Genomic DNA, 12992 nt, shown 5'->3' with positions numbered 1-12992 from the left:
TGGAGAGCCCCATGACGACTAGTGGATCGGCAAAATTTTCAGAGTCGCAGATCATGCACTCGGCGATTTTCAAAGACCTGACCACCTTGCGCATCTTCGTGCGCACGGTAGAAATCGGCAGCTTTTCTGAAGTGGCGCGGCGCATCGATGTGACGCCCGCCATGGTAAGCAAGCGCATCGCCACGCTGGAAGCTGAAGTCGGGCAGCGGTTGCTCAACCGCGATACCCGTCGCCTGGTCGTCACCGAAGCAGGCGAACGCCTGTATGCCCATTGCATGCGGGCACTGATCGAACTGGACCACGCTGCCGAGGCCCTGGCCGGCATGCAGCACACGCCCAGCGGCTGCCTGCGCCTGACGGTGCCGGCCATGCTGGGCCGCGCCTTCATCGCCCCGCAGATTCCCCGCCTGTTGAAGACCTATCCCCAGCTTTCCGTCGAGATCAACTTTTCCATGGAGAAGGTCGATCTCTATGAAGCGCGCATGGACATCGCGGTGCGCATCGCCGACTCCATCGACGCCGGGCTGGTGGCGGTGAAGCTCGCGCCCTATGTGCGCGCCTTCTGTGCTTCGCCCGAATATCTGGAACGCCATGGCACCCCGCAAGTGCCTTCCGACCTGATCAACCACAATTGCCTGATCACCAAGGGCCTGACCATGACGTCGCGGTGGCCCGTGTGGCAAAACGGCGAGATCACGCATGTAAGCGTCAAGGGCAACCTGCTTGCCGATAACGGCGAGGCGGTGCGCTACGCATGCCTGGAAGGCATAGGCATCATGATGGCGCCCCGCTGGCTGCTGGATGCCGACCTGCGCACTGGCCGGCTGGTCGAAGTGCTGGCCGATTTCGTGCCCCGCAACCGGGCCGTGTACGCGGTGCTGCCGAACCGGGCGGCGGGGTCGCTCAAGATCCAGGCGGGCCTCGAGTTCCTGAAGTCGTGCCTGTCGGGCAGCCAGGCGCCCGCGGATACCGAACTACGATCCGCTGCCCTGTAGGCTGCGCGAGCGGCGCTTTTCGGCCGCCACGCTATACAGGTTGCCGGCCAGTATCAGCGCTGCGCCGGCAAACAGCGACATCCTTACGGATTCTCCGTACAGCAGCGCCCCTATCATGGCGATGAAAGGCAGCCGCAGGAAGTCCAGCGGCACGACGATGGTGGCGTCGGCCAGCTTCATGGCGCGCGCCAGGCAGTAGTGGGTCACCAGCGAGGCCAGCCCCACTACGACGATCCAGTGTATTGCCTGCAGCGGAATGGGGCGCCAGTCGAACGCCGACGGCACGGCCGCAAGCGCCAGCTGCACCGCGCTCATGTAGAACAGGATGCACAGCGGGGTTTCGGTCGGCGTCAGCTTCTTGGTCATGACATACGTCAGGGCAAAGGCAACCGAACTGGCCAGCACCGCCAACGCGGCGGGATGAACGGGCGCGCCCGCGGGCTGCACGATCAGCCATACACCGGCCAGGCCCAGCGCCACCGACACCATGCGCGGCGGCGTGATTCTTTCATTGACTATGACGGCGGCCAGAAGAATGGTCCACACCGGGGCCGTGAACTCGATGGCGATGACGGCCGCCATCGGTATATAGACCATGCCGTACACCCAGCCGTACTGGGCGCAGAAATGGCTGGCGTTGCGCACCAGGTGGCCGCGCAGCCGCCGGGTGCGCACCTGGCCCCATCCGGCGCGCCACAGAATCAGGCTGACCACCAGCAGCCCGCATGCGCTGCGAAAGAACAGTATCTGGAAGATGCTCAGGTGGGCGGCCAGTTCGCGCGATGCGACCGCCATGGCGGCCAGTGCGACCAGCGCGCCGCCCATCCAGGCGGCGGCTTGGGTAACCGGATGCATGCCAGGGTTGGCCATTTGTCTCCTCGTTTCCGGCCGTCGTGCGGCAGCGGCAATATGATTTTTGCCAGGATTATCCCACCGCGGCCCACGCCTGCCTTATTCCAAATGGAACAGGTGTTGTTACGTCGCGTGCCTTGCCGGCTTGCTTGCCGCAGGCCAACATAGCGCCAACAAAAAATGGCTTATGGAGACAAAGCGCATGAGCGAGCAGTGGCTGGACGCGGGCCCCGTCGATGACGTGGGAGAGGAATATCCATCATCGGTCGTGGTCGCCGGCAAAGAGCTGGCCTTGTATCGGGTGGGCGAAGAAATCTATGCCACCGACAACCTGTGCACCCACGGCAACGCCCGGCTGTGCGATGGCTACCTGGAAGGCTACGAGATCGAATGCCCGCTGCACCAGGGGCGGTTCGATATCCGCGACGGACGGGCGTTGTGCGCGCCCCTGACCACCGACGTGCGCACCTACCCCGTCAAGCTCGTCGATGGCCGCATTTCGATAGGCATCGACTGATCTTTTAAACGGATCGGAACAATTGCTTTTCCTGGCCGCTCGTTGTTGGGGCGGCAGGGGTGCGACATACTCGACGCGACACATACATAAATAGACAGCGAGTCGACAAGAACTCGCATGCAACTTGGAGACAGTAGTGAAATTCGTCAGTTATCAGGCGACGCAGGGCTCGGACGCGGCGGCAGACTACGGCGTCCTGGCCGACGGCCGGATCGTGCGGCTTACGACGGCACAGGCTCCGAGCCTGCGCCACGCGCTGGCCCTGGAGGGGATAGACGGCCTGGGCAGGCGCGCCCGCGCCGCGCTGGATGCGCAAGACGGCGTGGCGGAAAGCGAAGTGCGGCTGCTGCCCCCCATTCCCGACCCGGAAAAGATCCTGTGCGTGGGGCTGAACTACTTCCTGCATGCCGAAGAAGCGGGCATGGCCGTGCCGGGCAAGCCATCCATATTCGTGCGTTTCGGATCGTCGCTGGCCGGTCACGAACAGCCCGTGCTGCGGCCCAAGGTGTCGGAGCAATTCGACTACGAGGCCGAGCTGGCGGTGGTGATCGGCCGCCGAGCCTACGAGGTGACAGAAGAGCAGGCCATGGATTGCGTGGCGGGCTACACCTGCATGGCCGAGAACTCGGTGCGCGACTGGCAGCGCCATTCCAACCAGGCCACGCCCGGCAAGAACTTCGTGCGTTCGGGGGCGCTTGGCCCGTACCTGGTCACGCCCGACGAGGCCGGGCCGGTAGAGCAGATGCGCATCATCGGACGCCTGAACGGCGAAACCATGCAGGACGACCTGGGCAAGAACATGATCTTTACGGTTGCGCAGGTCATCGCCTACCTGTCGACCTTTACCGAACTCATGCCGGGCGACGTCATCGCCACCGGCACCCCCGCGGGCGTCGGCTTTACTCGCAAGCCGCCGCGCTACCTGCGGCCCGGCGACGTATTCGAGGTCGATATCTCGGGTGTCGGCGTACTGCGCAATTCCGTGGCACAGGCCACCTGACCGAGGGTTATCCATGCATCAATCCGCCATCTGGCTTAGTGAACAGGACGTTGCGTCGCTGGTCAGCCTCAACGACATCATCGACGAGCTCGAAGTGGGCATGCGCTCGCTGGGTGAGGGCAAGGGATTCAATATTCCCAAGGCGCTGGGCACCATCGACGCCGCTTCGTCCATGCATTCGCTGGGGTCGGCGCTGACCGAAGCGCACGTATGCGGCTACAAGAACTGGATCAACACGCCACGCGGCGCCAAGGCCATGTTCGTGCTGTTCGACTCGCACGAAGGCCGCCTGCTGGCGTTCATGGAAGCCAACGTGCTGGGCCAGTTGCGCACATCGGCGATGACTGGCCTGGGCACCAGGTGGATGGCGCCGGAAGGCGTCGACGAAATGGCCATGGTGGGATCGGGCCGCCAGGCGCTGGCCCAGGTGGCGGCGGTAAACCTGGTACGCCCGCTGAAGCGGCTGCGTATCTGGAGCCCCACCGCAGACAAGCGGCGCGCTTTCTGCGAACAGGTACGCCAGCAGTTTTCCATGGAAGTCATTGAAGAACCCACCCTGGAACAGGCGCTGCGGGACGCTCCGCTGGTTACCACGGTGACACGCGCCACCACGCCCTTCCTGCACGCGGACATGCTCGCGCGCGGCGCGCATTTGAACGCGGTGGGGGCTATTCTGCCGGCCAACGCGGAGTTCCACCAGGACGTATTCAAGCGTGCGAACATGATCGCCGTTGACGACGTCGCCAACACCCGCAAGGCCTCGCGCGAATTCATCGACCAGTTCGGCGACGGAGACTGGGGCCGTGTGCGCCCGTTGGGCGAACTCATTGCCAAAGGCGAACGCCGTCCCGGCGACGCCGATATCACCTTGTTCAAGTCGATGGGCATGGGAATATCGGACTTATCGGTGGCGGCGCTGGCCTACCGCCGGGCCCGCGAGGCCGGCATCGGGCAGGAAATTCCATTAACTACCGGCGCCAGGCTGCGGTGGTCTTCCGCCCAGACGGCGCAAGCTACTTAAACAGGTTCAGAGGAGACAACGATGCAGTCCGACATTACGCTCGTAGACGTAAGCGGCCAGGGGCCCCGGCAGCAAGAGCGGTGGTCCACGGTGGTGCTGCCCAAGGCGCGCATCGACCAGGAAATCGAGCGGCTGGCGGATATCGCCCGCCCGTCGGACGGGCGTCGCGCGGCCGCGGTGAATCATCCGCAGAATAAAGGCCCCGTGCCCGCCTTCGCGCCCGGTATCGACGTGCATATCGTCGTGCTCAAGCCCGGCGAAGAAACCGTGGCGGCGTTGCGCAATTCCAGCCACGTGGACATGTGCATCCGCGGCACCGGCACCGTTGAAAGCGGCGGCAAGACGTTCCAGGTCGAAAAGTTCGACGTCTGGAACACGCCGGCCCTGCAGCCGGTGCGGTATCGCAATGACGGCAACGACCTGTTCGTCAGGCTGTCGTACAGCAATGCGCCATTGCTCGAACGCCTGGAAGTTCACTACGTCGAAGACGGCTCCGAATCGATTCCGCGCCCGCAAGGCGCAGCGGCCGAGTCGGCGGGCGGCGCGGTCCACAGCGCGCGCGACGCCGCCAGGCCCATCATTATCGGCAGCGACGGCGCCCAGATGCTGGGCTACGAATGGCTGGTGGATATCGAGAAGGTCGATTCGCGCATGCTGCACTGGCCCTGGAAAGAAGTCGCGCCGCACCTGGAAATCGTGTACGGCATGGACCTGCGCTACACCGGCCGCCACTTGTACGTGTTGTACAACCCGGCCACCGAACGCCGCATCGGCACGTCGCACAGTTTCTTTGCCACCATCGCCAAGCTGCCGCCGGGCAAGGTGGATATGCCGCACCGCCACACCTCGGCCGCCATCAACTACATCATGTGGGGGCACGGCAAAAGCGCGGTCAATGGCGAACGCATCCAGTGGCAGGAAGGCGACCTGCACTTCTCGGCGCCCGGCTGGTCGGTGCACAACCATGCGTCGCGCGAAAACGGCTTTGTCGCGCTTACCATCCAGGACCATCCGCTGCACATCGCGATGGAATCGCTGCTGTGGCAGGAAACCCTGAAGTCGCCGATTCTCAAGCTGGGATCGGAGTCGGGCGTGCAGACCAACCTGGCCGCCGTAGCGGGGTAACAGTCATGCTCAATCGTATAGCGCCTTTGCACGCAAGCCTGCCTGCCGGCAGCGAACTGTATGAACTCGAGAACCAGATCCGCCGCTTCTACGATGTGGTCGCGGCGCAGCTGGACGAAGACGACGTGGAAAGTTTTCCCGACCACTTCGTGGAAGATTGCCTGTACCAGGTGGTGTCGCGCGAGAACTACGCCGAAGACCTGCCACAGGCCACGATCTATTGCGACGGCATCGGCATGGTGCGCGACAGGGTGATAGCACTGCGCGAAACACAGGTATACGTGCCGCGCGTATGGCGACATTTCATCAGCGGCGTTCGCGTGACGGCAGTGGAAAAAGACGGCATTCACGCCCGGGCCAACTTCCTGATTACCGAAGCCATGTCGGACATGGACCCGACGATATTCCTGGTGGGCGAATACCTGGACGTGCTGGTGCGAGACGGCGACGGGCTGAAGTTCAGGCAGCGGCTGGCGGTGTTCGACAACCACCACGTCACCCGCTCGCTGATCGTACCCGTCTAAGGCCTAGGAGACCGAAAATGCAACAGGAAAGTACTGTGGCTCTGGCAGACCGCCGTTGGCCGGACGCCGGCTGGACGCGCGTGCCGTACTGGGTTTATTCCGACCCTGCCATCTATCAGCAAGAGCTGGACACGTTCTTTTATGGCCCCGGCTGGAACTACGTGGCCCTGGAATGCGAAGTGCCCGAGCGCGGGTCGTACAAGCGCAGCTGGATAGGCGAGCGGCAGGTCGTGGTGGTGCGCGGCGACAACGACCAGATTCACGTGTGGGAAAACCGCTGCGCGCACCGCGGCGCCCGGGTGTGCTGGAAGAACAAGGGCAAGGAAGAGTCGTTTACCTGTCCGTATCACCAATGGAACTTCGCGCTGGACGGCAAGCTCCAGGGTGTTCCCCTGAAGCGGGGCATGATGCGCCAGGGCGGCATGCCGGCCGATTTCGACAACGCCGACCACGGCCTGAAGCAACTGCGCGTGCATGTTGAAGGCGGGTCGATATGGGCCAGCTTTCACGAAAACCCGATGCCGTTTGAAGAGTACTGCGGCGAAGAGGTCATGGCCGGCCTGCGGCGCCAGTTTCCCGGAAAGAAGCTCAAGCTGCTGGGATACAACCGCCAGCGTATCGCCAGCAACTGGAAGCTTTACTTCGAAAACCTGAAAGACCCGTATCACGCGACACTGCTGCACTCGTTCCTTATTACGTTCGGCCTGTGGCGCGCCGACACGCAGTCGGAAAGCATTCCCACCGGCGAAGGCCACAGCATCATGGTGTCGCGCAACGTAGGCAAGAAGCGCAACGAGGCCGCCGCCGAGATCGCGCGTTTCAAGGAAGAACTGGAACTGCACGACCGCGACACGGTGACGCCGCGTACGGAGTTCGAAGACGGCAAAGTCGTGGCCATTACGCATTTCCCCACCGTGGTGGTGCACCAGCAGGCCAATACCTTTGGCATGCGGCATGTCATTCCCAAGGGCACCGGATCGTTCGAGCTGGCCTGGACCTTCTTCGGATACGAGGACGACGACGATGAAATGACCCGCCTGCGCGTGCGGCACGCCAACCTGTATGGGCCGGCCGGCTTTGTCGCCATGGAAGACGGCGAGGTGCTCAGCGAATCGCAGTTGGGCGCTCACCATTACGGGCACCGCGCCGCCGTGGTGGAAATGGGGGGCAAAGATGTGGAAAAACAAGACCACATGGTCACCGAGGTGCTGATACGCGCCTTCTATAAACACTACCGCGCGGCGATGGGGTTGTGATGCAACATAGCCAGGCGCCTACCCCGGCCCAGGCCGGCGCCAGCTGGCCCGCGACCTACACGCGGGTGGTGCTGGCGTCGCGGCCGGCCGGCCTTCCACAGCCCGACAACTTCAGGGTAGAGCAGAGCGCCGCGCCGGCACTGGATGCGGGGCAGGTGCGTGTGCGCAACCACTATCTGTCCATCGACCCCTACATGGTGGGACGCATGTATGAATCGCGTTCCTATGCGGCCAGCACCGGCATCGGCGAGATCATGCCGGGCGAGACGGCCGGGCAGGTGGTGGAATCGCGGCACCCCGGGTTCGCGGTGGGCGAATACGTCGTCGGCCCGCTGGGGTGGCAGGAGCAGGCGGTTTCGGATGGCCAGGGCCTGCGGCGCGCAGACACCTCGCGCGCGCCGCTGCAGGCTTACCTGGGGGCGCTGGGCATGACGGGGGTTACGGCCTGGTATGGCATGACGCAGATCTGCCGGCCCGAGCACGGCTCGACGGTGGTGGTCAGCGCCGCGGCGGGCGCCGTGGGAGGCGTTGCCGTTCAATTGGCCAAGGCGCGCGGCTGCCGCGTGGTGGGCATCGCTGGCGGCGCGGCCAAGTGCGCCTACGTCACCCAGGTGCTGGGTGCGGACGCCTGCGTCGATTACAAGCAGGAACAGTCGGGCCAGGCGCTGGGCGACGCGCTGGCACGTTGCGCACCCGAAGGCTTCGACGCCTGTTTCGACAATGTGAACGGGTGGGTGCTGGACGCCATACTGCCGCGCATGAACCTGCACGGGCGCATTGCGCTGTGCGGAATGATTGCGCGTTACGGGCAGGCGCCCAACCACCTTGCAGCGCATGGTTACCTGCTGATATCGAGGCTGCGCGCGCAGGGGTTCATCGTCTGGGACCACGTCGACCTCTGGAGCCAGGCGGTGGATGAGCTCGGCGCGCTGTTCGACGAAGGCCGGCTGCGCTACCAGGAAACCATCGCCCAGGGCATCGAGGCGGCACCCGGCGCCTGCATCGGCCTGCTGTCGGGGCGAAACACGGGTAAACAGCTCGTCAGATTAATAGATGACCAATAGACGGCTATTCATTTAACTACCAAGAGCCAGGATGGAGACATGGAAAAGCACAACATCACACAATCAGGCCTGACACGGCGGGGGTTTATAAAAGGGGTCGGCGCGGTGGGCGCGGCCAGTCTGTTCGGCGGCATGCCGCCGGCAGTGCTGGCGCAATCGCGGCAGCCATTGAAGATCGGCGCGCTGAACTCCTATTCGAAAGTGTTTGCGGCGCTGGGTAATGCCAACGTACGCGGCATGAACCTGTACTTCAACGAAATCGGCAACACCATTGCCGGGCGCAAGATCGAAGTCATACGCGAAGACGACGAGATCAATCCGCAGGTTGGCCTGCAGAAACTGCGCAAGCTGGTGCAAAGCGACAACTGCGACATCATCACGGGTATCCAGGCCAGCAACGTCGCCATGGCGGCCGTGCAGTACCTGCGCCAGAGCGGGGCCTTCATGCTTTGTTCGGGCGCGGGCCTGGTAGACCTGGCGTTCACCGGCCTGCCGTACTTCTTCCGGTGCTCGGTCGACACCTATCCCCTGCATTCGACGATGGGCGAATGGGTGTACGACAACGTCACCAAGGAAATCGTGCTCAGCGCGTCGGACTTCGCGGGCGGCCGCGGGTCGCTCAAGGAGTTCAAGGCAGGGTTCACCGGGCGGGGCGGCAAGATCATCAAAGAGATCTACCCGCCGCTGGGCAACAACGACTTCAGCCCCTATCTTGCCGACATCCGCAACATCGACCCGCCGGCGACCTTCAGCTTCTACGCGGGTACCGACGCCGTGCGCTTCGTCAAGCAATACGACGAGTACGGGCTGAAAAAGGCCGTGCCCATGACGGGCTCCGGGTTCATGCTGGACAGCGACACTCTGCCGGCGCAGGGCGCCTCGGCGCTGGGCGTGCGCAACGCGCTGCATTATGCCGATACGCTGGATAACGAAGCCAACAAGAAATTCGTGGCCGGCTACCGCGAGGCGCACAACGAGTATCCCAGCGTGTATTCCGAGTACGGCTACGTGGCGGCGCGCGTCATCCACGCCGCGCTGGAAGCCATAGACGGCGACGCATCCGACAAGGAAAAGCTGCGCAAGGCCATGCTGGAAGTGAAGCTGGCCGCGCCGCGCGGGCCCTTCAGCTTCAATCCCAAGAGCCAGGGCCCTGTCCACAACATCTATATACGCGAAGTGGCGGAAATCGACGGGCGCATTACCAATAAGGTGATCCACACCGTGGAAAACATCACCGACCCGGCCGAGCGCCCCGCCTGATCGGCCACGGCCCGCGCGCCGGCCCGGCTGGGCCGGCGTCCTCCTGTCTGTATTCGATGGCGCTATGGATTTTCTTATTACACAACTATTGAACAGCCTGGTGTTCGGCATGCTGCTGTTCATGATGTCGGCGGGCCTGTCGTTGACGTTCGGCCTGATGAACGTGGTCAACCTTGCGCACGGCTCGTTCTTCATGATTGGTTCGTTTACCGCGTTCACGCTGGCGCAGTGGTCGGGCAACTTCTGGTTCGCGCTGGCCGTGGGCTGGGTGCCGGCGGTGGCCGCGGCAGTCATGATGGAGCGCCTTTTCATCCGGCCGATGTACAGCCGGCCGCACCTGGACCAGGTGTTGCTGACCTTCGGCTTCATTTTTGTATTTGGCGATATCTGCAAATACCTGTGGGGGCCGGACATACGCAACATTGCGCCGCCCGAGGCCCTGGCGGGAGTGTTTGCGCTGGGCGACACGATGCTGCCCAAGTACCGGGTGTTCCTGGTGCTGTTCGGCGCCGTGGTGGCGGCGCTGCTGTGGTGGTTCCTGGAGCGCAGCCGGATAGGCGCCATGGTGCGCGCCGGTGTCGACGATGCCGCTACCGCCGCGGGCATCGGCATCAACGTGCCGCTGCTGTTCGGCGGCATCTTCGCCCTGGGCGCGGCGCTGGCGGCCATAGGCGGCATTGTGGCGGGCCCGATCCTGGGAACCTACCTGGGCATGGATATCGAGATCCTGATTCCCGCGTTCATTGTCACAGTGGTGGGAGGAATGGGCAGCCTGCGCGGCGCGCTGGCCGCGGGCCTGCTGGTGGGCCTGATCGACACGTTCGGCAAGGCCTACTTTCCGGACTACGCGTTGTTCATGATCTACCTGCTCATGGTGGTGGTGCTGCTGACCCGGCCACAGGGGCTGTTTGGCGTGGCAAAGGCCTGAACATGAAAAGAACTTCTTCTGTACTTGGCGTGCTGCTGCTGTGCGCGCTGCTGGCGGCGGCTCCGTTGGGCGGCAATTATCTGCTGGGCATTACGTCCGAGATCCTGATTTTCGCGATCTTCGCCATGAGCCTGAACCTGCTGGTGGGCTACACCGGCCTGCTGTCGTTCGGGCATGCCGCGTTCTTCGGCGTATCCACGTATGTGGTCATCGGCCTGGGAGTGCACCTGGGGATCTCGGGCTGGATAGGCGCGCTGGTCGGCATACTGGTGTCCACCGGCCTGGCGGCGCTGATCGGCCTGGCCTGCATCCGGGTAAGCGGCATTCCGTTCCTGATGCTGACCATGGCGTTTTCCCAGCTGCTGTTCGCCACCGCCCTGAAGTGGCGCACGGTGACCGGCGGCACGGATGGCCTGATCGGCTTCATGCCTCCCGAACTGTTCGGCTACAACCTGGGTTCAGACCCCGTGGCCCGCTATGTCGTGGTGGTGGCCGGCTTCCTGCTGGTGCTGGGGTTCATGGGTTGCCTGGTGAAGTCGCCGCTGGGCTCGATCTTCATCGGCATCCGTGACAACGAGCAGCGCATGCGTTCCATCGGATACCCGGTACAGCGCTTCAAACTGATTGCCTTCACCCTGGCGGGCGCGCTCGCCGGCGTGGGCGGGGCGCTCTACGCCTTGTTCAACGGCTACGTGTCCACCGACATCCTGCATTGGCACCTGTCGGGCGACGCCATGTTGATGGTGATCCTGGGCGGAAGCGGCACCCTGTTCGGCCCCGCAGTGGGCGCCGCGCTGTTCCTGCTGATGAAAAACTTCCTCAGCTCGTACAACGACTACTGGGCCTTCTGGATCGGCATCATCTTCATCTTCTGCGTGATGTTCATGCGCGAAGGAGTGTGGGGCTACCTGATGTCGCGGCTGTGCGCGCGGCGATGCGCGGCGGCCGACGCGCCCGCCGCGGCCACGACGCCGCCGTCTGCCCTGGACAAGGCGCTGGGAGACAGCAAATGACACTGCTGCAGACAGAAAACCTGTGCAAGGCGTTCGGCAGCCTGGAAGTGACGCGCAATGTGGACCTGGTCGTGCGCGAAGGTGAGCGCCACGTGATCATCGGCCCGAATGGCGCCGGCAAGACCAGCCTGGTGCACCAGCTGACGGGCACCCTGCGCCCGACCTCCGGCCGCATCCTGTTCAAGGGCATGGACATCACCGGCGCGGCGCCCGAGAAAATCTGCCAGCTGGGGGTGGGGCGCACGTTCCAGAAGAACACCTTGTTCCGCTCGCTGACGGTCGAAGAAAACGTGCGGCTGGCGGTGCAGGCCAAGCAGGGCGGCTGGTACGAAGCTCTGCGCAGCGTGGCGTCGCGGCGCGAGCAATGGCGGCGCACCGAAGAACTGCTCGCCCAGGTGCATCTGCAGGACTGCGCCGGGCGGCCGGTGGCCAACCTGTCATATGGCGAACAACGCCAGCTGGAAATCGCCATCGCGCTGGCCGCCGAGCCCGAACTGCTGCTGCTGGACGAGCCTACCTCGGGTATGTCGCCGGCCGAGACCAATCGCATGATCGCGCTGGTGCAGAGCCTGCCCGCATCGCTGGGGCTGCTGATCATCGAGCACGACATGAAAGTCGTGCTGTCGCTGGCGCACACCATCACCGTGCTCTATTACGGCGAGATCCTGGCCAGCGGCACGCCGCAGCAGATCCAGGCCAACCAGCGCGTGCGCGAAGTGTATCTGGGAGGAAAGCACTGATGCTGGTCGTCGACAACATCCATGCCTATTATGGCCAGAGCCATGCCCTGCGCGGTATTTCACTGCAGGTGCAGCCCGGCCAGGTAACGTCCATACTGGGCCGCAACGGCGCGGGCAAGACTACGACCGTGCTCAGCATCATGGGATACCTGAAGCCCCGCAAGGGCGCTGTCACCTATAACGGAACCAGCTTGGTGGGCATGCCTTCGCATCGGATATCGCGCCTGGGCCTGGGTTTCGTGCCGCAGGAACGCGGCGTGTTTCCCAGCCTTAGCGTAGAAGAGAACCTGACGGTGGCCGCGCGCCCCGGGCGCGATGGCAAATGGACATGCGAGCGCATCTACGAGCTGTTTCCCCGCCTGAAGGAACGCCGCAACAACCGGGGTTTCCAGCTATCGGGCGGCGAACAGCAAATGGTGTCGATCGCGCGCGCGCTGATGCTGAACCCGTCGGTGATGATACTGGACGAGCCTTCCGAAGGCCTGGCGCCCATGATCGTCGATGAGATCGTGGCCATACTGCATCAGCTCAAATCCGAGGGCCTGGCCGTGCTGCTGGTGGAACAGAACTTGAGCGCCGCGCTGGACGTGGGGGACATTCACTACGTGCTGTCCAAGGGAGAAATCTGTTTTACCGGCACCAGCGATGCGCTGCGCGGCAATGAAGAGGTGCTTGGCACCCACCTTAGCGTGTAGCC

The 12992-nt window shown here is 63.7% G+C and carries 14 protein-coding genes; 13 read left to right on the top strand and 1 reads right to left on the bottom strand.

What is annotated here, in order from left to right; translation table 11 throughout:
* Positions 1 to 11: 11 nt before the first annotated feature.
* Complete coding sequence (locus CAL19_RS16420; RefSeq protein ID WP_249276338.1) at positions 12 to 995, top strand: LysR family transcriptional regulator; 984 nt, start codon at positions 12 to 14, stop codon at positions 993 to 995.
* Here the strand turns inward: CAL19_RS16420 and CAL19_RS16415 are convergent.
* Positions 975 to 1865 carry a DMT family transporter gene (locus CAL19_RS16415; RefSeq protein ID WP_094797422.1) on the bottom strand — a complete coding sequence of 297 codons (891 nt, stop codon included), beginning with the start codon at positions 1863 to 1865 and terminating at the stop codon, positions 975 to 977. The genes CAL19_RS16420 and CAL19_RS16415 overlap by 21 nt on opposite strands.
* A 184-nt stretch (positions 1866 to 2049) precedes the next feature.
* Between CAL19_RS16415 and CAL19_RS16410 the strand changes: the two genes are divergently transcribed.
* From CAL19_RS16410 to CAL19_RS16355, 12 genes are all read left to right on the top strand, one after another.
* Positions 2050 to 2364, top strand: a complete 315-nt coding sequence (locus tag CAL19_RS16410; protein WP_026641429.1) for a non-heme iron oxygenase ferredoxin subunit — start codon at positions 2050 to 2052, stop codon at positions 2362 to 2364.
* A 136-nt stretch (positions 2365 to 2500) separates the two neighbouring features.
* Complete coding sequence (locus CAL19_RS16405) at positions 2501 to 3364, top strand: fumarylacetoacetate hydrolase family protein (RefSeq protein ID WP_026641430.1); 864 nt, start codon at positions 2501 to 2503, stop codon at positions 3362 to 3364.
* A 13-nt stretch (positions 3365 to 3377) separates the two neighbouring features.
* A complete protein-coding gene (locus CAL19_RS16400; protein WP_026641431.1) occupies positions 3378 to 4385 on the top strand; it encodes an ornithine cyclodeaminase family protein in 1008 nt (335 codons plus the stop codon).
* Positions 4386 to 4406: 21 nt separating this feature from the next.
* The gene (locus CAL19_RS16395) at positions 4407 to 5510 is read left to right on the top strand and encodes a cupin domain-containing protein (RefSeq protein WP_094797421.1); all 1104 of its coding nucleotides are present in this window, start codon (positions 4407 to 4409) and stop codon (positions 5508 to 5510) included.
* 5 nt (positions 5511 to 5515) lie between these two features.
* Positions 5516 to 6034, top strand: coding sequence for an aromatic-ring-hydroxylating dioxygenase subunit beta (locus tag CAL19_RS16390; RefSeq protein ID WP_094797420.1), 519 nt, complete (start codon positions 5516 to 5518; stop codon positions 6032 to 6034).
* A 17-nt stretch (positions 6035 to 6051) separates the two neighbouring features.
* Positions 6052 to 7290, top strand: a complete 1239-nt coding sequence (locus CAL19_RS16385; RefSeq protein ID WP_026641434.1) for an aromatic ring-hydroxylating dioxygenase subunit alpha — start codon at positions 6052 to 6054, stop codon at positions 7288 to 7290.
* Positions 7290 to 8354, top strand: a complete 1065-nt coding sequence (locus tag CAL19_RS16380) for an NADP-dependent oxidoreductase (protein ID WP_094797419.1) — start codon at positions 7290 to 7292, stop codon at positions 8352 to 8354. The genes CAL19_RS16385 and CAL19_RS16380 overlap by 1 nt, the downstream gene beginning before the upstream one ends.
* A gap of 39 nt (positions 8355 to 8393) precedes the next feature.
* Positions 8394 to 9614 carry an ABC transporter substrate-binding protein gene (locus CAL19_RS16375; protein ID WP_026641436.1) on the top strand — a complete coding sequence of 407 codons (1221 nt, stop codon included), beginning with the start codon at positions 8394 to 8396 and terminating at the stop codon, positions 9612 to 9614.
* Positions 9615 to 9678: 64 nt separating this feature from the next.
* Positions 9679 to 10542, top strand: a complete 864-nt coding sequence (locus CAL19_RS16370; protein WP_094797418.1) for a branched-chain amino acid ABC transporter permease — start codon at positions 9679 to 9681, stop codon at positions 10540 to 10542.
* Positions 10543 to 10544: 2 nt separating this feature from the next.
* Positions 10545 to 11555, top strand: coding sequence for a branched-chain amino acid ABC transporter permease (locus tag CAL19_RS16365; RefSeq protein WP_094797417.1), 1011 nt, complete (start codon positions 10545 to 10547; stop codon positions 11553 to 11555).
* Positions 11552 to 12295, top strand: a complete 744-nt coding sequence (locus CAL19_RS16360) for an ABC transporter ATP-binding protein (RefSeq protein WP_094797416.1) — start codon at positions 11552 to 11554, stop codon at positions 12293 to 12295. Before CAL19_RS16365 ends, CAL19_RS16360 begins: the two co-directional genes overlap by 4 nt.
* A complete protein-coding gene (locus CAL19_RS16355; protein WP_026641439.1) occupies positions 12295 to 12990 on the top strand; it encodes an ABC transporter ATP-binding protein in 696 nt (231 codons plus the stop codon). The genes CAL19_RS16360 and CAL19_RS16355 overlap by 1 nt, the downstream gene beginning before the upstream one ends.
* Positions 12991 to 12992: the final 2 nt, after the last annotated feature.

Origin of the sequence: Bordetella genomosp. 7, assembly GCF_002261265.1 — a bacterium.
Classification (GTDB): Bacteria; Pseudomonadota; Gammaproteobacteria; order Burkholderiales; family Burkholderiaceae_B; genus Bordetella_A.
The sequence above is the reverse complement of the archived record's forward strand: the minus strand, read 5'-3'. Positions and strand labels throughout refer to the sequence as shown.